At 39.0% G+C, this 20,998-nt stretch carries 17 protein-coding genes; 6 read left to right on the top strand and 11 right to left on the bottom strand.

The annotated features are described in order from the left end of the window. Nucleotides 1-30: 30 nt before the first annotated feature. The 9 genes from Q0A08_RS01025 to Q0A08_RS01065 form a co-directional block, all read right to left on the bottom strand. Nucleotides 31-570, bottom strand: coding sequence for a TRAP transporter small permease subunit (locus Q0A08_RS01025; RefSeq protein ID WP_438464284.1), 540 nt, complete (start codon nt 568-570; stop codon nt 31-33). Between the two features lie 85 nt (nt 571-655). Next, nucleotides 656-1,741, bottom strand: a complete 1,086-nt coding sequence (locus Q0A08_RS01030; RefSeq protein ID WP_063339723.1) for a TRAP transporter substrate-binding protein — start codon at nt 1,739-1,741, stop codon at nt 656-658. A 262-nt stretch (nt 1,742-2,003) separates the two neighbouring features. Beyond that, a complete protein-coding gene (locus Q0A08_RS01035) occupies nt 2,004-3,320 on the bottom strand; it encodes an OmpP1/FadL family transporter (RefSeq protein ID WP_438464285.1) in 1,317 nt (438 codons plus the stop codon). 690 nt (nt 3,321-4,010) lie between these two features. Then, a complete protein-coding gene (locus tag Q0A08_RS01040; protein WP_438464286.1) occupies nt 4,011-6,296 on the bottom strand; it encodes an EAL domain-containing protein in 2,286 nt (761 codons plus the stop codon). A 194-nt stretch (nt 6,297-6,490) separates the two neighbouring features. Beyond that, nucleotides 6,491-7,600: a DUF1513 domain-containing protein gene (locus Q0A08_RS01045; protein WP_438464287.1), complete on the bottom strand. Its 1,110-nt coding sequence runs from the start codon at nt 7,598-7,600 to the stop codon at nt 6,491-6,493. 1 nt (nt 7,601) lies between these two features. Further along, nucleotides 7,602-8,675, bottom strand: coding sequence for an imelysin family protein (locus tag Q0A08_RS01050; protein ID WP_438464288.1), 1,074 nt, complete (start codon nt 8,673-8,675; stop codon nt 7,602-7,604). After that, nucleotides 8,676-10,070, bottom strand: a complete 1,395-nt coding sequence (locus Q0A08_RS01055) for a di-heme oxidoreductase family protein (protein WP_438464289.1) — start codon at nt 10,068-10,070, stop codon at nt 8,676-8,678. 100 nt (nt 10,071-10,170) lie between these two features. After that, nucleotides 10,171-11,454: an imelysin family protein gene (locus Q0A08_RS01060; protein WP_438464290.1), complete on the bottom strand. Its 1,284-nt coding sequence runs from the start codon at nt 11,452-11,454 to the stop codon at nt 10,171-10,173. 115 nt (nt 11,455-11,569) lie between these two features. Then, entirely contained in the window at nt 11,570-12,157 is a 588-nt protein-coding gene (locus tag Q0A08_RS01065) for a hypothetical protein (RefSeq protein ID WP_438464291.1), read from the bottom strand. A 667-nt stretch (nt 12,158-12,824) separates the two neighbouring features. Here Q0A08_RS01065 and Q0A08_RS01070 point away from each other — a divergent pair. The 6 genes from Q0A08_RS01070 to Q0A08_RS01095 all read left to right on the top strand — a co-directional run bounded on the left by Q0A08_RS01070 (nt 12,825) and on the right by Q0A08_RS01095 (nt 18,822). Further along, nucleotides 12,825-13,955 (top strand): NAD(P)/FAD-dependent oxidoreductase, encoded by a 1,131-nt coding sequence (locus tag Q0A08_RS01070; RefSeq protein ID WP_438467588.1) that lies wholly within the window; start codon nt 12,825-12,827, stop codon nt 13,953-13,955. Nucleotides 13,956-14,097: 142 nt separating this feature from the next. Next, nucleotides 14,098-14,304 (top strand): replication endonuclease, encoded by a 207-nt coding sequence (locus Q0A08_RS01075; protein WP_438464292.1) that lies wholly within the window; start codon nt 14,098-14,100, stop codon nt 14,302-14,304. Nucleotides 14,305-14,575: 271 nt separating this feature from the next. Next, entirely contained in the window at nt 14,576-15,553 is a 978-nt protein-coding gene (locus Q0A08_RS01080; RefSeq protein WP_438464293.1) for a transposase, read from the top strand. A gap of 365 nt (nt 15,554-15,918) precedes the next feature. Then, nucleotides 15,919-16,056 carry a hypothetical protein gene (locus Q0A08_RS01085; protein ID WP_438464294.1) on the top strand — a complete coding sequence of 46 codons (138 nt, stop codon included), beginning with the start codon at nt 15,919-15,921 and terminating at the stop codon, nt 16,054-16,056. A gap of 120 nt (nt 16,057-16,176) precedes the next feature. Beyond that, a complete protein-coding gene (locus tag Q0A08_RS01090; protein ID WP_438464295.1) occupies nt 16,177-17,070 on the top strand; it encodes a hypothetical protein in 894 nt (297 codons plus the stop codon). Nucleotides 17,071-17,283: 213 nt separating this feature from the next. Further along, nucleotides 17,284-18,822, top strand: a complete 1,539-nt coding sequence (locus Q0A08_RS01095; RefSeq protein WP_438464296.1) for a hypothetical protein — start codon at nt 17,284-17,286, stop codon at nt 18,820-18,822. A 319-nt stretch (nt 18,823-19,141) separates the two neighbouring features. On the opposite strand, the gene Q0A08_RS01100 is transcribed toward Q0A08_RS01095, so the two are convergent. Continuing rightward, nucleotides 19,142-20,590: a diaminobutyrate--2-oxoglutarate transaminase gene (locus tag Q0A08_RS01100; protein WP_438464297.1), complete on the bottom strand. Its 1,449-nt coding sequence runs from the start codon at nt 20,588-20,590 to the stop codon at nt 19,142-19,144. A 79-nt stretch (nt 20,591-20,669) separates the two neighbouring features. Continuing rightward, a complete protein-coding gene (locus tag Q0A08_RS01105) occupies nt 20,670-20,876 on the bottom strand; it encodes an MbtH family protein (protein WP_438464298.1) in 207 nt (68 codons plus the stop codon). Between the last annotated feature and the right edge of the window lie 122 nt (nt 20,877-20,998).

A 20,998-nucleotide genomic window follows, 5' to 3' on the forward strand; every position in this document is an offset into this window, starting at 1 on the left:
TATCTATGCTAAAGGTGTGTGGCCTTGCTACTAATGCTGAATAGGGTCGTGATCAAACCCAGTTGTGCTCAAGCCACGAATTGCATTGATGCACCTTAGCAACATGCCAATACCGCTTATAGCAATTGAAAAGAAAGCGAATGGAATAACGGCTTTGATTATCCAGCGATAGGGAAGGCCACCTGGATCCCCACTGGTTTCACCTAATTTAAAGGCTTCAGTGGCAAAGCCAACACCGTAGTAAGCAACTAATGTGGCGAATGGGATAAGTAAAAAAAGACAGCCGAACAAGTCAATCCAAGCTTTACCTTTTAACGATAAACGCTCGTAGAATAAGTCGACTCTTACATGGCCGCCCGTAGCGAGGCCATAGGGAATACCTAATAAAAAAATAGCAGCGTATAAGTGCCATTCTAACTCTTGCATGCCAATGGATACGTCATTAAAAACGTAGCGCATTAACACATCGTAAAATACGTTAAGTAGCAATAAGATGAATAGCAGGGCAGAGAGCTTGCCAAGTAATATGCTATAACGAGATATCACTCGTTCAAGATTGAGTAAAAACATAGATGCACCTGGATTTAGGTTAATGCTAAAAGAAGAGAGGAGCTAGAATAAAGTATGTTTATTCTAGCTCTGAAAGCAGTTAATACTAGTTGGCTGTATCGTCTAAGCCATCTAGGTATGCGCGGTCGGAGATGTTAGTCCAAACACGTGCTTTTTTCAGATAAGCTGCTTGTGATTCAAGAATTTCTTTCGCTAGAGGGTCGGCTGCTGCTTTCTCATCTAATAATTCTTGGTTTGCTTTACGCATAGCATTTAGTACATCTTTCGGGAAAGTTTTCACTTCCACATTAGGGTACTCAGTTTTCATTGTCGCCCAGTTTTCACCACTTTCATGATATGACTGAATGTACATGTCATAGGCAGACACTTTCATTGCGGTACGAAGAATTTCTCTTAAGTCATCAGGCAATTTTTTCCAAGTACGCTGATTCACTAAGAACTGAAGTTCAGTACTTGGCTCATGCCAACCTGTGTAGTAGTAAGGGGCAATTTTATGGAAGCCCATACGTAAGTCTAGAGAAGGGCCAACCCACTCAAGTGCATCAATCGTACGGCGTTCAAGTGCAGTGTACAGCTCACCAGATGCTATGTTGGTAGGTTTAGCGCCCAATTTAGCCATAACTTCACCGGCAAAGCCTGGGATACGCATTTTAAGGCCTTTTAAGTCTTCAACAGAATTGATTTCTTTTTGGAACCAGCCGCCCATTTGGTTACCAGTATTACCACCAGGGAAAGATAATAAACCGAATGGCTTATAAACGTCTTGCATTAGGCTCATTCCACCGCCGTAGTAGAACCAACCATATTGCTCAGGTGTAATCATACCGAATGGCATGGTAGTGAAATAAAGCGTATTTGGTACTTTCCCTTTCCAGTAGTAAGACGCAGAGTGTCCCATGTCGTATTGACCAGAACGAACCATGTCAAAAATACCAAAGGCTGCTTTGTGTTTGTTTGAAGAGTCTATAGTGATTTTTAAACGGCCACCTGACATTTCTTCAGCGATACGAGCCATGTTTCTTGGGGCATCCCCAAAGATAGGAAAGTTAGCAGACCAAGTTTCAGCTAGCTTAAGTTTGTAAACTCTATCAGCTGCAAAGCTTGGCATGGTGAAAGCACTCGCAAGTACTGCTGTTGTTGCAATGAGGGTTTTATATTTGAAATTTTTCATTATTTTTATTGTCCTGCAATGTGTTTATAGTTTGCTGGTATTACAAAAGCAGTAACACTATCGCTTAGGAAGTGATCAAAATAAATTGGCAAGAATACGTAACTTGAGAGGGAGATTACTGAGATGGAACTAAGTACTAATACGTAGTTTGTGTGTTTCATTATCTTGAGAGTTCAGGGTAATCAGTAAATTTAAACTTTAATAAAAGCAAAAACCCAGCCGAAGCTGGGTTTTATATGGTTATCTTTACTAGCAGTTTTCGTTAGAAAGTGGTGTTAACCGCCAATGCAAAGATGTTAGCGCTGATGTCGTAGTCGGCTGAGAATGAGCCACGTGATGCGTCTTCACCTGTTGATGCTCCATCTTTATCAACTTTTGCAGGATCTGAAGTTAAGTGAATATATGAGAACATAACTTGAGTTGATTCTGAAACATTATAAGTACCGCCAAACGTGATCCACTGCCTGTCGCTTCCTGGTGCTCGTGCAGAAAGATTGTTTGGGTCAGAAGGAGAGTTATCTATGGCATAACCCGTTCTTAGGATTAGATCTTCAGAATAATCATAAGTTAGACCAGCAGAGTAAAACCATACATCTTTATAATTCAAAGTTACTGTTGAGTTACTTAAGCTAGTTGTAGCATTATCATAATCAATGTCTAAAGCCTGAACTGAACTCCAGCCAGTACGCATAGCAGTTAAGCCAAGAGTTAGATTATCTGTTAATTCTTGCTCTAAACTCAGGGTCAATAAGGAAGGTAAAGTATTGTCAGCTGTAATATCAGCATCTACTAAGCCTGCACTGGCTGCTACTGATGCATTTATGTTACTAAAATCTACCTCGCCTTTTTGTTCGACGTCAACTTCACTTCTATAGCCTAAGCCAATACGGGTTCCTTTTTGGGGTTCCATGGCTATACCAACAGACCAGCCGAATGATAGGTCATCTTCAAGCTCCTGACTGCCATATCCATCTTGGTCAGCATCGATGACTTCAGCTTCCAATGTCATCGATGTACTGTGTGCTTGAATACTTGCACCAACATCTACCCATTCATTTACACGATATGCAGCGCTTAATGATAAAGAGATGTCTTGTAATTCAGTTTTTGTAGCGTGGTATTTACCGGCCCAATCATCGTCATAGTCACTGGAAATTGCATAAGGCACATTTAGTGATACTCCAACAACTGTTTTATCATTTAAGGGGACAGCAAGGTAGATTGAAGGTATTACTGCACTTTCAGATGGGTCAGAGCTTCCTTGAGTGGAGGTGTATGAAGTTGGTGAACCAACAGATCTTGTTGCATTATTAGTAGCAGTTTGATTTGACATCTCAACACTAGGCATTACATATGAGCCATTGATATATAGCGTTGTTTCAGTTGCATTGGCAAACAAAGCCGGGTTCCAATAACTGAAAGAGATATCCGTATCACTTGCAGCATTACCTGCAAGCGCTGTACCTGATGCTGTTGCACTTTGTTCGTTTACCGCAAAGCCAGCTGCAGAGATTTGTTGAGAGATTAGAGTCGCTGTTGCAAGGGTTATTCCAGCAACAAGTTTAGTTTTCTTGAACATAGTAAATTCCTCATTATTATTTTTATGCTTGCGATTACTCTGCGGTAATTCAGCAATCCTTTCTTATAATGCTTACATAAATCTTATGAAAACTAGATAGTTATTCATAAAAGACTAAATGGATAAGAATCAAGGCAGACTCAGTATTTAGTATTCAGAAACCCATAACAACGTCATAAAAGGTCAAAAAGACCAACAAAAACGTTCAAAAGTCGTTCAAGATATTACTGTAAGCTATTTAGAGGGAGATACTTTATTCTTTACAGGCATTAAAATAAATATGAAATCGGTATTTTTACCGATAAATCGCGTTAAACTTTATTAATTAATTTCACTATATGAAAAGGCGATCAAGAGAAGATCGCTTTTGGTAGTTATGAAATTGGTTTATGCCTAAAATTTTTAAATGAGTTGTCTCTGAGTCGTACTCACATTTTTAATACAGGTATTAATTCAACGTAAATTTAGAGTGAGATAAACTGTTTGATTGAAAACTAGTAACAATACTTATGCTAGCTAAGGCATTAATAAAAAATTAAAAAAGAATGGTTGTGTGGAAGTATTTAAAACTGCTTGTATTTAGATGACAGAAGCGACTTTTTAGATTTTCCTCTAATCTGGTAAAGGGGCTGACTAGGGCTTGATTCGGACCTGATTAGAGCGATGGGTGCCTATAGAGGGTTTTAACCCTTAAAACACCATGCGTAGCTGTTTCGCTTTTTCGTTATCATTATTAGTCCATTCTTGCATAGGCGTCGGCTTTCCAAAGTAGTAACCTTGAAGTGTGTTACAGCCAAGCGAACCCAGTAGTGCTGCCTGTTCTTTCGTCTCTATTCCTTCTGCTACAACTTTCATATTGAGAGATTTCGCCATCTCGATGGTTGATTTAACAATATCAAGATGTCTTTGATCTGAAGGAAGAGGAGCAACAAAACGTCGGTCAATTTTTAATATGTTGGCAGGAATGTCAATTAATTGTCCTAACGAAGCTTGGCCTGTACCAAAATCGTCTATTGCTATAGAGAAGCCATATTGAGATAACGTTCTAAGGCGTTTGTGAATTAACTGATTTGTCATAACGCTACTGGTTTCTGTAATCTCTAGCTCTAACATTTCACTTAACCAAGCATAATCTGCACTTAAGGACATGAGTAAGGCAAAGAAGGTGTCGTCCATTAGCTCTTGGCCCGCAAGATTAATCGCAACAGGCGTCTTAATATGTTCTTGATGCCAAGATGCCAATAAGGAAACGAGTTCCCTCAGTAAGTTCTCAGCAAGCTTAGGAAGTAGTCCTAAGTTTTCTGCAATACGAATAAACACCATAGGTGATATATGCTTACCGTTTTCTAATTGCCATCTAGCCAGAGCTTCAAAGGAAACGATAGTACCATTCGCTGAAACCTGTGGCTGTAACCATAAGTGTATATCGTTTCGTTTAATGGCTTCACTTAACAAAGTACCAAGTTGATACTCTTCAATCAGGTTAGATTCTCTCGTGTGATTATAATAAGCCAGTCTGTCTGCGCTGGTGGCATTCTCTAATGCCATTTCACAATGTTCTATCAATTCTTGAGCGCTTTTACCGTCTGCAGGCGTGTAGCTAATACCGACATGGTATTCTAAATTGATGGCTTCTCCGTTGAGCTTTAATTGGGTCGGTAGTACGGACTGAACTAGAGCAGATAAGTTACGCTGAATTAAATAGGTGTGTCCAATGGGTATAAAGCAGGCAAACTTTACGCCTCTTAATCGACCTGTAATGGTTTTATCTGAAAGGTTTTCTTGAAGCTTTCGAGCAAAACTAACAATGACTTGATTGGCCCTTTGTTGCCCGAACTGTTTATTTAATAATTTGAATTGGCTAATGCGAATAATAAACATTGCCCCAGTTTTATGCTCTTGCCCTTTTGTGATTTTTTCATTTACCAGTTGGCAGAAGTTTGCATGGTTGGGGAGCTGCGTTAAGGCGTCATATTTAGCTAAACGAGAGTTTTTCTCTTGTGTGCGATGCAGTACTTTTCGCATCGCTTTTAAATGGGTCACATTTTGCAGGTGCATGACATAGTAGCCATGGGTTGTCAGGTTAGATCTGTGTAACTCAAAATGAATACTCTCATCTGATCTTAACTGGCAGTTGCTGGCGTTTGATTGCCAAAAGTATTTTTCGCTCGACTTACCTATGGGAGAAAGCCAGCGATTGATAAAAGTTTCTTCAAGTTGGTTATTATCTTCAAATCCAAGCAAGCTAGTTGCTTTTTGATTGGCCTTTAGTATTTGTCCATTCCGATTGCATAACAAGGTTGCTGTACCTGTATGCTCAAAAATTTCTTCGTAAAGCTCATTGTTTCGAAAAATCTTTTGATTTAATTTTTCCATTTCATTTGCATTTGCTTCTAACGTATAAAAAATCCGTGAGACAGCAAGCGGTATAGCAATATTAATAAAGATAAATACCGCTGTGTGAAAGTGAATATGGGAGTTAAATACTAAAAGGTTTTCGCCGATAAAAGGCAGTTTTGTTCCAAACTCAGTCACAATATAGGCATAGGTTAAAAAATTAAATGCCATGGCTAATAACGACGCTTTAGCACCAAAAAATAAACGAGCAAGTATGGGGATGCTATATAAAAACATGAGACCATAAATGAGTGTCTGATCGTCTTTGATAAAAGGGGTAGTGAGCAGAGAGTAAGTAAGAAGAGAGATTAAAAAGGTGGCTGATAATTTACTGGAATAATGTTTACTTGCTTTCAGAAGGTAGAGGGTGAGCAGGATAAAGCTTATATTCAAAATAACGAGTAATGGCCCCTCGTTATGCCAGGTTTCTATTCCTGAAAGGAGTGTAATGCAAGAGGCAAAACTTAGCGCAGCGACAAGAAGAATACGTAACGCACTTTTACGAAAAGTATCCTTATCATGCAGAGCAAGTTGCTCTTCTTTAATTAAAAAAAAATCTTTTAAAAAATTTATCAACATCAATCAACTTTTAGGTACAGCGTGGAACAGGTACAAAAACCTTAACTTTGAAACAAGGATATAGCAAACCTTAATATTACAGGTCTGCTTGTATTTTGCAAAAATATCTAAAAATCAGATGCTTAAAAAGAGTGAAGACCTTGTTTTAATAGAAAGTTGAGTGTTTTTTGAACGTTTGTTCACCGATAGCTCAATTATACTTTAAGCAGGTGCAGATGATTGTCCCATTTCCATTTCTTCATACGAGCAAGCGTCAGCTTATCATTTGTAATTGGGTTCACAAAAATGCGTTTACCTTTACCTGTTGTGACTAAAAATTCATTTGCTTTTTCACTATGAGACAGACCACAAACATCTTGGAAATTATGATGAGTCAAGTATTCCCAGTTTTTGGTCTGCCAATAAACAACGAGGTCTCCTCTTGGTGACGTTATGGCTAGTGTGTTGCCCGATTTATCATAGGCCACACTGCCGCAATAATGTTGTAGACGACGGCTAATGTTGAGTGGGATAGGTAAGAAGTTTAATTTTTCGGACTTCAAGTTTGCCGTTGCCACTAAGGGAACGTCATCCCATTTATCGCCCTGATATTGAAAGCCTACCGCAATGGTGCCTTCTTTGTTGATATCTAAGTGTCGAATGCTTAACTGATGTAGCTCATCGGGTAGTACTAACTTGTTGATCAGCTCTCCTGTGGCCAAGGATATAAAGCAAAGGCTAGCTTGCATTGTCTCTAAATTGAGGATCCTTCTATCATTATCAGGGTGTGTTTGTAATCCGCCATTGGCAACAACAAGCGTGTCATTATTCAATAAACAGGATTCATGTGGCCCTATGCCATAGCTTGGAAATTGCTTCAGTACCTCACCTGTGGCCACAGACCTAATAAATATTTTACCTTGGCCGCTAGGGTAATGGTTCTCTTGCGTAATAAGTGATAGACCGTCTGGTGTGAACAAACCATGACCATAAAAATGGTGATCTTTTTCTGGTTCAATCCGCATTAAGCGCTGACCGGAATCGATCTTATAAAGGTCGATATAAAACCCTGGGCGTCTTGCGACAACAGCAACGATTGGTTTATTTGGGTGAACTATAGGGGCATGGGCTCTTTCTGGAAGTGCTTGTTGCCACTTTATCTTCCCTTCGTGATCGAAGATTGAAAAAAAGTGCTGATCTTGGTTAAGACTAAAAGCAGAGGCAAATAAGGTTTGATTCCTTGAGTCATCACCTGCTAATACTTTCCACGAAGAGAGCCCAGAAAGGGCTGCTCCTCGAGTTAATAGTTGACGTCTAGTTAACACGTTAATCTCCGTCTCGACTATTAAAGCCAATCTGGAAGCCAAGCTTAGTGACAAGACTGAGTAATTCGTTTTGAGCTTTCGATAACGCTGAAACTAACGGTTTTGCCAGTTCAATTCTGTCATCTTTACTGAGTGCGTCTGAATAAAAGTTATCAGGTAAATTATTAGCAATTGTTAAGGCTTGTTTAAAAGATCCATCTAACTGTTTAGCAAGCTCAGGCTCATCTTGTAATGCTTTTTGATAGAGAGAATTTTCCCCCGCGTGATATAAGGCATTATATAAACCGATATTTTGTTTAATCGAGCTGAGAGAATGCTCGCTTCGATAAAACTCAGCTAATTTTAAGTTTACTTTTCCACGCCAGCCAATTGGCGTTTCAATTTTGCTTTCTTTCACCATGGACATATGTTCAAGCCATTGCTGAATCATTTTCTCTAGGCTTAATGAAACGATATCACCCACTTCGTCATCATCTAAGAAAGTCCAATCTGCTAGTTGGCCTGTTTGCCACTCTTGATAAATCGTTTCAGTACTTTGTTTATGATGCTGCCCAACTTGAACGAGCAGTTGGCAATATTCAGGCTTAGTCATAGGGTCAAACTGCGAGCGATATAATAATGACTCTATTGCCGTTAAACCTCGTACCGCAATACTAGCTGAACGCCAAAACTTGTCATTTGAAGTATCAACATCATTTTTAATTAGGCTAGAAAGTTGTCTTTGCGTTAAGCCTTTTTTATCAGGCCAGTATTCAAAAGAATAGTAGCGCATAAATAAAGTAACTGGCCCAAAATTAAGCCATTGTACCTGCTGCCAATCTTGCAAGTTGTCAGCAAATAGAGTTTGGGTATTTGCTAAATTATTAGAGTTAGGTTGTTGGCAAAAAGCGTCAATGCTTCGGCTTAATTTTTCAGCAGATAGCGAAAACTCATGATAATTTGGCGAAATAAGTTCCTGGTTAATGCCGTTAAATGTTTCTAACCAAGGGCTTTGTTCTTCAGCATTAGCTGCATTTACAGCGAACGGGATAGTTAAAGCCAGTAATCTAGCAGGGAGCTTTAGCAGAGTTTTCATTTATAGGGATTCCAAAAAATAAATTAAATCGTGTCTTTGTGTTTTATTTAATTGCAAAAAGCCTAACTGGCTTTTTTTCGCTTCACCGCCATGCCAAGCGATAGCTTCGACTAAATTTCGAGCTCGTCCATCATGTAAATAACTTTCTCTACCTGATGTGATCTTATTCAGTGAATTACCCCATAATGGGGCGGTACGCCATTCTTGTTCGTTAGCACTAAACTCATTGCCCGTATCAGCTAGGCCTATTCCCATATCGTGTAAGAGAAAATCACTAAAAGGGAAGAAGGTCTTGTTTGAGAGAGCATCGTATTCAGCCACCTTACTTGTCGCCATTTTAGGTGTATGACAGCCCGTACAATTAAGTTGGTCAAATACTAACTTACCTTGCATGAATTTTTTGTCAGCAAGATTACGAATTTTGCTTGGAGCAGAAAGAGCAGAGAACTTATTGACCAATGTCATTATTTGGTTGCTAACTTCAAGGTTATCCAGATGTTCGCTGTTACCGTTCGCTAAGTTTAAGCAGGCAGTTTGAGCAGGAGTGCAGTCGCCATAGGGAGAAGTAACAAGTGGCGTAGATAGTCCAAGGTCGCCATTAAAAGCACTCTGATTTTGTTCAGATAAGGTCGCTACTGTGGCTTTCCAGCCAAACCTTCCTAAGCTCCAAGTTTGGTTGATCTTATCCCACACTTTATTCGCTCTTCCGCTAATGCCATCACTATCAACGTCATTGATATCTTCATTAGCCAATATTGTTTCTTCGTCAAGAGCGTCAATTAAACCTACGCCAGTTAAAGCAGGTGAAACCCTGCCAGATAGGTAAGTATCTTGATTAAACTCGCCGTACCCTAATTTATTGAGAGAATAGCTTGGTTTTCTTAATTCTATTTGCGTATTGTCGCTAAAACTAAGGGTGGAATATTCATACTCAACAATCAACTCAGCTTCTGGAGGAAGCTCTGTAGTTGATAGAGTTTGTAATTGAGTGCCATAGCGAGTATCTCCTGTTACCGCGGTTTTGGGGTCAAAGCCAGCTGGGCGTGGCCAACGTTTCAGCCTGACAAAGAATGAAGGCGTTGTTATCGCACTTTGCAGATTCTCAGGAGCATGGCCCTTGGCATTATTTAAATGGCAACTGTGGCAAGAGCGAGCATTGTATAAAGGGCCTAAACCATCGCTTGCAGTGGTTGAAGAAGGTGATGCAACCCAAAACTTTTCGAATAATGATCTACCAATACTGTGGTTGAATTTTTCTTCTGCTGAGAGGCTTGCAAAAGGTTGTTGGAATGCGTTTGCATCAATTTTGCTGGTGGCAGCATTTGAGCTAGTCGAAAATGCAAAAAAACTGGCAACAAGTAAACTTGCTCCAGCATTATGGAATAAAGCGTTCAATATTAGGCTCTGTATTAATTCATGAGGTAACTAAAATCGTATCGTATCTTTATATATGTAAAAAGAGACAGCAAAAATTGCTGCCTCTTTTTCAGTCTCTTTAGAATACAGCGCTTGGGTTATCCAAACTGTCTGATCCTTCTAGAGTAATATCTTCAAGATCTAATAGACGAATGATTTCTTCAGTTGTTCTTGTTTCAGCAACTAGAGAGTCAACGAAATCTTGTACCAACTGGTTACCAGCTTGGTTACCCATACCGATTAGAACGTCAAATGTTTGACCAACTTGCGCAGCATCAACCATAGCTTGACCAGCATTTTGAGTGTTTTCTAGTTTGCCTTTCATTTCAGCATCTAGAATGGTGTCTTGTGCACTAACTAGCGCAGATAGAGAAGCACCTTTAACCCAAGAACCATCAACACGCTGATATTCACCTAGGTAAACATTCTGAATGCCTTTTGCATCGTAGAAATGAGAGTAGTGAGTGTTATCAGAGAAGCAATCATGCTCTTCTTCAGGATCATGTAGCATTAGGCCTAACTTAGTACGTTCACCACCAAGCTCACCGTAAGCCAAGCTACCCATACCTGTCAGGATTGTTGCTAAGCCTTGCTTGTCACCTTGAGCTAGAATTGCTTGACGAGCTTCACCGTTAGCACCCCAATTAGCAGCCATTTCTTCAAGGTCGGTAATTAGCAAATCAGTTGCTGCAACAAGGTAAGCCGCACGACGGTCACAATTACCACCAGAACAGTTGTTTACATCGTAATCAGTAGCAGGGCGTTCGCCCGCACCAGGGTTAGTACCATTCAAATCTTGTCCCCAAAGTAGGAACTCAATGGCATGGTAACCAGTAGCAACATTGGCTTCAACTTCATCTGCTTCGTGAAGTTCTTGTAGAAGAGCCGGTGTGATGTTCGTTGTATTTACTTGTTGGCCAGCAATTGTCAAAGAGGTAGAAGCAACAACGTTAGCAGTATAAAGAGGGTTTACATCTGACTCAGTACCATAATCAGTTGCAACATAGTCAATTAGACCTTCATCAAGAGGCCAAGCATTAACTTTACCTTCCCAGTCATCAACAACAGCATTACCAAAACGGTAAACTTCACTTTGTTGATAAGGTACACGTGAATCAATCCAAGCTTGACGTGCTTTAGACAAATTCGCTTCTGTTGGATTAGCAACAAACTGATCAATCGCAAGCTTAAGTGTTTGTGCTGTCGTTAAAGAGTCAGTGTAAATCGCCTGAGCAATATCAGAGTAATTAATTACAACATCATTTGCTGTGATCGTTTTGTTAGGCTGAACGCCTTGTGATCCACAAGCAGTAAGTAAAGTTGCAGCCACACATGCTGCAATTGGTGTAACAAAACGTTTCATTTAAAAACTCCAATTAAGTAAAAGTCTAGGTAACTTAATAGGTATCGTAGTCAAAATGAAAATCATTATCAAGTGCATTATTGAACAAATTTAGCTATCAAGAACAATTGCTTGCTTATCTGTAACAAGTTTGACCAAAGTCATTCATTGCCAATTCATCGAAATTTAAAAGGCAACCTTTTTCTCTTAAGTGTGATTCATTTTCCCAAGAAACTTTTAGGTTTTGTGGCTTGCTTGTCGGGTAGCTAGGAATAAAACGATAAGATGCTAGCAGCTCTAACTCTGTATTCGGTGCTAATTTAACCGTACTTCCTACCAACTTTTGGCGTGTCTCAATATTGTATAAGCTGTAGTCAGTTGTATATTCCGTCGCGCCATTGGCATGTTCAAAGGTCAACCAGATTTTTTTAAACGACTTACTTTCGTTACTTGGATTGCTTAATTTAATACGGGTATGAATAACCTGAGCAGTGTAACTAGGTTGATTATTAGAAGTATTAACATAGGTATAGTTTGAGTTTTGTGTTTGCCAAGGCAGGTTATTACCAAAAGAGATATCTATCAGTTGGATGCTTTCATTAGCAAACTGCTTTGCTGTCCAGCTAAGCATGTCTTTAACGGGCGAGTATGCAGCTAATAGAAAGAGTACAAGAATAAGGTGGAGGTTATTGAGTCTGCCTAACTTTAAGAATGAGTTTTTCATGATTTAGATCTCGATAGCTGTTTATTTGTACAGTACTGTATAAATAAACAGGTTTCGGGTCAAGGCTCAATTTTTCTAGATATCCACATCGCGTGTAATAAAAAAATAATTTTTTTTAATTTAATTTTTCTAAGAGCATAACAAAGCTACCTATGGGTATTTCAAGATAAAAAACTACTGGTTAAATAAACAGAATTTGAAAAAAAACAGCAAAAATTTAACAACTTTTTTTTCTTAAAAAATATTGACAGAGTAATTAAGAGAAATTTATTTTTATCACTAATTTGTTTTAAGATTATGTTTTATAAAAGAAAAAATGTAATTCCCACAGATTTTTTCACGGATTTTGTGGACAGAATTGTTGTCAAGTGACCCAATTAATCGAAACCAATTTTTTTATGCTTTGTTTCATTCTAAATGCTCCGGAAAAAGGGTAGGAAATCTTGCACTTCAAGCCTTATATCGCTTAGTTTTGCTAGGTTTTAATCACGAATAGTATCTTTTTTAAGCTTGTGGATAACTTTTTGTGTAATAAAAAATTAATTTGTTTATCTGGTGGGGCTGCATTGAAATGAGCGAATCTCTATAATGCCTGCCTCAGTAATTAGGTGATCAGCAATTGAATAAAGTAGATGTATTGATAATAGGTGCAGGCGCATCAGGTTTAATGTGCGCAGCAAATGCGGCTTATCGTGGCAGGTCAGTCACACTAATAGATCATGCAAATATGGCAGGAAAAAAAATTATCATGTCAGGAGGGGGTCGCTGCAATTTCACTAATATGGATGCGTCTCCTAAACATTTCTTATCTCAAAATCCGCACTTTGTGATATCTGCTTTAAAGCGCTATGGTCCAAGTCATTTTGTAGAATTGATGGACAGGCATGGTTTAGAGTATGTTGAAAAAGCACCTGGACAGCTATTTTGCCAAAAAAGCGCAAAAGACCTACTTTCTATCTTGTTGACCGAATGTGAATGGGCTGGGGTAAACATCTCTCTAAATACCAAAGTTGATAAAGTAACAGACCTAGGTGAAAGCAAAGAGGTTGTAACAAACCAAGGTACTTTTGTTTGTGAATCCTTAGTGATTGCAACAGGAGGGCTATCCATCCCTTCTAAAGGAGCGACTGGGTTTGGTTATCAAATTGCAGAACAGTTTGGCCTTGAAGTATTACCCACAAGAGCAGGCTTAGTGCCGGTCACCTTGCAACCCGATTTGAAAGCGAAATTCGAACCCTTAGCAGGTGTAAGCTGTGATGTGTCAGTCACAGCCAATAAAACAAGCTTCACAGAACCCATGCTATTTACCCACAGAGGTTTAAGTGGCCCTGCCATTTTACAGATATCTAACCATTGGCAGCCGGGTGATGAGCTTAAAATCGACCTTTATCCTGCTGAGTCTATATACTCATTATTGGTTGAAGCGAGAGAACAGAATCCGAAAAGCCAAATTGATAAAGTACTATCCCAGCTTTTACCAAAACGCTTAGCCAGTATGCTAATCGAAGATCATAAGTGGCAAGGTGTTTTGGCTGAATATGGTAATCAGACATTTGAAGAAATCGCCGAAATATTGCATAACTGGGTGATTAAACCCAATGGCACAGAAGGTTACCGCACAGCTGAGGTGACCTTGGGTGGGGTAGATACTAACTATGTATCTTCAAAAACCTTCGAAGCAAAAGACGTTAAAGGCTTATTTTTTATTGGTGAAGTGCTCGATGTCACTGGCTGGTTAGGTGGATACAACTTCCAATGGGCTTGGGCGAGTGGTTATTGTGCTGCGCAATATGTGTGATGACTTATCCATAAATTAAAAAGTGTCATTCTCTTCTTAAACACCTTTTTCTGAAACACATTTAAAGCCGAAACACACGTTTCGGCTTTTTTGTAACTTATATATGTATGGCTTATGTCGACTGGTACCCGATCAGTGATTTTTGCTATGGACTCCCATTGTAAGTTGCTTAGCCAAGTTTGAAGCTTACGCACTCAGTGAAGACGGCAACGAAAGAGGCGCAAAACGATATCGATTTAAAGCCTTAAAGATGGACCCTGCCAAAGGGGATGCAACGGGATATATCGTCAAATACATTTCCAAAAACGTACACGGTAAAAACATTGATACCGACTTTGAGACAGGCTGAAGCGGAACAGATGCCGCCCCCAAAGCTTTTGCTGATATTTACGATGCTGCCAACCGTGTCGACTTTAGCGGCTTCATCAAACTTATGGGTGGTGTTTTTGCGGGTAAAGATCAGACACTCAAAACCTATTACAGCGAACCAGAAGAAAACTAGACTTCTTTCATGGACACCCTTTTTTATGACTTCTTTCATGGACACCCTTTTTTAAATTTGACCACTCTATATTTTCGAGCTAGCTTTATTTGATTCACTCAAGGATGAGGAATCTAATATGCCTAAACCACGTAAATCCCTAATTAGTCTCCAAGATACAAGTTATTACCATTGCATTTCGCGCTGTGTGAGACGTGCTTTTCTGTGCGGTACTGATGAGATAACAGGTCAAAGCTACGAACATAGACGAGGCTGGATTGAAGGTAAAATATTGTCTCTAGCAGCTATCTTTGCGATAGATGTCTGTGCCTATGCCGTGATGAGCAATCACACCCACTTAGTCCTTCATGTTAATACTGAGAAAGCCAATAACTGGTCTATCAGAGAAGTACTTGAGCGCTGGCATCTACTGCATAAAGGCACGCAATTCACCGAAAAATATTTAGAAAACAAGGGGCTGGCTGAGTTCGAATTGGCCTCTGTTTATGAAAGCTGTGAAAAATACCGTGAACGCCTTTGTGACATCAGCTGGTTTATGAGAGAGCTGAATGAGCCAATTGCTCGTATGGCCAACAATGAAGACAAATGTACAGGCCGATTTTGGGAGGGGCGGTTTAAGTCCCAAGCGTTGTTATATGAGGCTGCTTTAGTTTCATGCATGGCTTACGTAGACTTAAACCCCGTTCGCGCCAAGATGGAAGTAACACCAGAAACTTCAAAGCATACAAGTATCAAAACTCGCATCGAAGTGGCCAAAGTGAATCAATCTCAACCCAACACTTTATTTCCCTTTATTGGCTATGAAAGAGAAGATCAACTAGAAGGTTTGTCTTTCAAGCTAGCAGATTATCTAGAATTAATCGATCTCACAGGCAGGGTCATGAGAGAGGACAAAAGGGGGAGTATTGATGTCTCTCTAGCGCCGATTCTTCAACGAATTAACCTCACGTCAGAGCAATGGATAGAAGTAACAACCAGCTTTGAAAAGCATTTTAAAGCAGCAGTTGGCTCAGAAGCTTATTTAGCTGAGTATTGTGAACACGCTGAATTGCAACGACGATCGGGATTAGCGGCTTGTAAACGGCTTCTTTCTTAACATTTAGTCTATTTACAAGCACTCAGTTTAATAAATACATTCATATCGTTATCGCGAGAATCTCTGTTGTCTCAAATTCGAATTTTCTTCAATAAAAATCTCAAATTGAGCAATAAACGTTTAAAAAGCCTTCATTTTTTCAATTATAAAATAACTAAGTGAGAGCTTTCCGGTGATGTTGTGTTTGATCTCTTTTAGAATGGCTGTCTTGATAAAGCATCATTGATAAAGCATCACTCTAAGTTGTTCAAAAGCTAAAACTCAAACCTTCTTATTAAGACGAGATATACCTACGACCAAGCTGTGGAAGCAAGTTGGTTATCCAAAACAACGCCAACGTAGGCAATGATATAGAAGGGGAGTTCATGAAAGAGCTGTACTGCCGTTGCGCCTTTGTCATGTCTGCCTCTTTCTCTCATTACTTCAACCTACCCCAACGGGACGTAGTGGATTTAGCAAGGGAAATACTCAAGCAACAAGAGCTGCTAAACCTAGGGATGTAGATTGATTTTGAAAGTGTGTTCAGTTTTAAATTGCTGATAGGATGCAGGAATAATATATAGGTCAATAGGTTAAGGCTTATGTACTGGCATTTAAGGTAGGTGATAGGATAAAAAAATCTTATGGATCATTTTAAAAAAACAATGCTAAATGAGTGGAGTGAGCTTGGGTTCTCGGTGTTTAGGGAAACAATATGGAGCTCTTCAATACAACAAATAGATTTAAAAAAAATCCGACGACTGCTGACCTACAATAATATTAATAATGTAGATGTTTCTTTAGTGATTCCTCAAGACAGTAATACTACACGTATGCGATGGACAACGCATTATGAGAGGTCAGGGCAATGCATATCGTCAATAAGAGAAGAATTTATCCCTGCAAATAGTAATAACTTGAAACTTACTTTTTGTTATAAGAGCAGAGAGGAAGAGCAGAATCGAAAAAACCAAACAGTTCATATTGTCAATATTCTACGATTATTATTTGGTGTCCCTATTGCTAGAGAGCTTCTTTTCGTTAGGAATTATTGTAACGATAATCTTGAAGCAACACGTAGTTCTGATGAAGGTTATGCATCAAAGTTTGATAATCAAAAATTGAATATGTTTGATAATCCAGCCATTGAAGAGTCTAAGATATTAGAAATACCAGATGAAGCGACTATCCTCATTGACAAAGCGTTTTCGCAAACATATCCATCAGAGAGGTTTGTCTTAATGTGGCTGGCTTTTGAAGCAATAATGAACTCTTTTCCGGGGAACAAAGATAACGGGAAAAAACGAATCAAATTTTTTAGAGATGATTTAAAATCTGATTCTATTAACGACGAAGTATATCGTCTTTTTAAAGTAAGGTGTGATATGTTTAAGGAAGGAAAAACATCTAACTCCTCTATGGAAAAAGATTGCTGGTCCCTTTATTCAGTAATACAGCTTACTATAATTTCTGATTGTGAACAGAGAAAGGCTTTTATATCTGGATATGAAAGGGAATTGTCCTTAGATAAAAATTAAGAATATGGTCTCTCATTGTAAATTTAATTAATTAGTGATGACTGTCCATATGATTTATTAACTTTTAAAAGATCTCCAGATTCTTAATTATAAAATGTAAAAATAACGAAGTGAGTGTTTTTAGGTGATACTGCGTTTGATCTTTTTTAGAATGGGTGTCTAAATAAAATGATCTGAATTAAATGTCGTTAATTAAATCAGGGATTATTGTCAATGAACATTGAAGTTGAATTAATACAATTTCTAGAAAATAATATAAAAGAAAGTAGAAATAAATCTAGAAATATTGAGATCATAGCCTATTACTACGGTTTTAGAGATGCACATTGGCCTACGTATGAAGAAACTGCTAAAAGCTATGACGTTGGTACACGAGAAAGAATTAGACAGCTTTTGAATAAATATTTCAGAGATTTCGTAATACCAAGTGACTTACCATCGATTAAAATTTTTCTCGAAATAATGAATAGCAAAAATCATTGGAAAATTTCAGATTTAGAAAAAAGCATAAGGAATAGAGGGCTGGTAACAGAACAGTTTAGTATTAAGGGGATATTAAATTTAATTGATGATCTTAATGTTGATTGTGATTTTGATATTTATACGCCAGAACTAGATAAAACATCTAGAATTAGTTTAAACTTATACAAAAACAACTTTTTAATTAAGGGTTCTGAATTAAAAAATATAAAGTCTCTACTGAAAAAGGCAATAGGATTACCTGGTCGTTGTGGCATAGCTAATCTTAATTATTTAAAAAGTGAGCTTAATAGTTATTATGATCTAGTTGCACAGCTTATTGCTAACGCTACTACAAGCTGGATAAATATAGATGATGAAGGCTTCTGGTATATTTATGAAAACCGCGATAACACTATAATCAATTACAGTGAAAAGTTGTTTTCTGTTATAAGCGAATGTAAATCTGACCGACTAGCCTCAACCTATAGAAACGCGTTGGATGCTAGATCTTACAAGTACCCTTACCCATCAGAGGAATTAATAAAAAAATATTTAGAGAGCTCTATATTTTTTGAAAATGATGACGGTAAGCTTGCTTTTATAGGGGAGACAAATGATATAGGCGATATAGAAAAAGATGTAGTGTGCTATTTTGAAGGTAAGGCTTCTGTGCATTTCCCAGAATTTAGAGCACATCTACGATCTAAAGGTTATGGTGATCCCCATATTATAAAAGCTACTACCTCATCACCATTTGTATTTGTTGATAAAAGTGGTGGGCGAACACATTATAAGTATAGTTTTATAAGCTCAACTAGCACAAAAGGACAGAAGACTTCTACTCAAAGTCGTTACAAAGAATTTTTAATCAGGTTAAGAAAATTACTTACAGTGGGCACTGACGAGACCTTAGAGCAAAAAGCTCGTAAAGAGCAAAGAATACTCCAAGATTGGCTATTTAAAGGGAAAACTCAAGAGGCATGTGCTATTTGCAATAAAACCTACAGTATAAGTACTCTTGTCGCCGCCCATAAAAAACAGCGATCTGAATGTAATGACGCAGAAAGGCTAGACCCATATATAGTTATGCCAGTTTGTTTGATAGGGTGTGATTATTTATATGAAAAAAGATATGTGTACATCGATCAAGGTGTAGTCAAACAAGGTCTAGACGTTGAAGGAGGTGTGACGGAATATGAAATTATCAATGGTGTACTTGGTAACAAAATTGATAGTAGATGGTTAAAAGGTGGTAATTCGTATTTTACCTTGCATAATAAAATACTTTAACAAAGAAGTTTTTGGATATGGTATTTACCTCTCCACCAAATCTCTAACCCACCAAAAACGGCCTTACACAAGGGTCATCTAATAACGCACTAACTCCCATGCTTTAGTCATTTGCTTGTGAGGTTGGTGTTTGTTTGCAAGTATCATCATTTCGTTCGAAATCATATCTATTATGCTCGTCCATGACGGTATTTATCCAAAGTGATGTTTACTTCTAGCTTTAGAGCGAAGCCGCTAACTAGAAATACTTAGCGGCAAGTGGAGGAGTGCACTTTTTCTTTGTTTTAAAGCAACTTTAAAACCTCATCCAACCACCTAATCAGGTGGTTTTAAGTGTCACGATATCAATCGCTTCTGCTAGCCTTTCTGCAATGGTATCGACTTCTTCCTCTTTGATAATAAGTGGAGGAAGCAGGCGAATAGTTGAGCCAAAGCGGCCACCGAGTTCGACGATTAAGCCTAACTTGAGGGCTTCTTGTTGTATTGCTCTAGCGCGCTCACCATCGACTGGATATTGTCCAAGGCCATCTTTTTCTGCAAGTGGGTTAACTATCTCGACCCCAAGCATGAGACCGCGACCGCGAACATTACCCACAAGCGGGCTTTTGATCTTGGCTAAATGGGATTTGAGTCTAGCACCCATGTCTCTTGCATGCAGGTGAAGGTTTTCTTCTAACAGGTGGCGCATAACAACGCGGCCACTAGCGAGGGCAAGTTGGTTACCTCTAAATGTCCCTGCGTGTGCGCCTGGTTTCCAAAGGTCAATTTCACTCTTGTACACAATGACAGCCATTGGCAGACCGCCGCCAATCGCTTTTGATAATACGATAATGTCAGGCTCAATGCCGGCGTGCTCAAAGGCAAATATTTCGCCCGTTCTTCCCATGCCTGCTTGCACCTCATCAACTATGAGTAAAATGCCATGCTTTTGAGTGAGTCTTCTAAGGCCTTTTAGCCATTCGTTATCCGCAGGTATCGCGCCGGCTTCACCTTGTACGGCTTCAAGTATGATTGCCGCAGGTTTTAGTACGCCAGATTCTGGATCAGTTAGCATGGTTTCAAGTTGGTTTAAGCTGGCTTTTACCCCGTCTTCACCAAGGCCATAAGGGCAGCGTGGTGCATAAGGGTAAGGCATAAACTGTACATCGGGCACTATGGCGCCAATTGCAGATTTAGGGCCTAGGTTACCCATAATGGAAAGGGTTCCTTGGGTCATGCCGTGATAAGCACCGGAAAAAGCAAGAATGGTATTTCGCCCTGTTACTGTCTTGGCAAGCTTGATGGCTGCTTCTACAGCATCAGCTCCACATGGGCTACAAAATTGCACGCGCGCTTGTTTTGCCATGTCAGCTGGAAGTAGCTGAAACAGTGAGTCGATAAACTCTTCTTTAACGGGGGTGGTGATATCCAGTGTTTGAAGAGGAACGCCGCTATTCAGGGTTTGCGTAATGGTTTCAGCAATTTCAGGATGGCTATGACCTAATGCTAATGTTCCGGCAGCCGCTAAACCGTCAATGAAGACTTGTTGTTCAGTGTCTTGTAAATATATGCCTAGGCCTCTCGTTAGCGCTAAAGGGATGCGTCGAGGATAACTGCGTGCGTTTGATTCCCTATTTTCTTGATTCTCTAAGTGAATAGTTGATTCTAGAGCGCGGGTAGGTTGCTCTAAAAATGTATTTAAATTTAATGGCTCTTTATTCGAACCCTTGATCGATAACATCGTTTGATCGTGCTTTGGTACGACGATCTCGCTATTGGTGTAATTCACTGTGACTCCAAACTATAAAAAATACACTTAGAAATTTTTTGCTCTAACAGAGTGCAAAGGCTGCTTGATCCGCTTTAGCTCACTGGTTAGCCATTGCATCTTGAAGGCTTTTAGGTCGCATATCTGTCCAATTGTCTTTAATCCAACTCAGACATTCTTCCTTGTTTCCTTGTTTTCCGGCCTCGTTCCATCCAGCAGGAATGTCTTTGTATTCAGGCCAAATTGAATATTGCTCTTCATTGTTAACGACGACACTGAATGTGGTGTTTGGATTATCAAGACTCATGTTTTTCTCCGTATTCTGAACCATCAAATTGAGTATTTTTAAATGATGCTTTTTGTAAATGATATTGAGGGTGTAGTTTATAATTTAAATGCAAATAATAATCAATCTTATTCTGTTTTTTG

Source organism: Marinomonas sp. PE14-40, from assembly GCF_051623805.1.
Lineage (GTDB): Bacteria > Pseudomonadota > Gammaproteobacteria > Pseudomonadales > Marinomonadaceae > Marinomonas.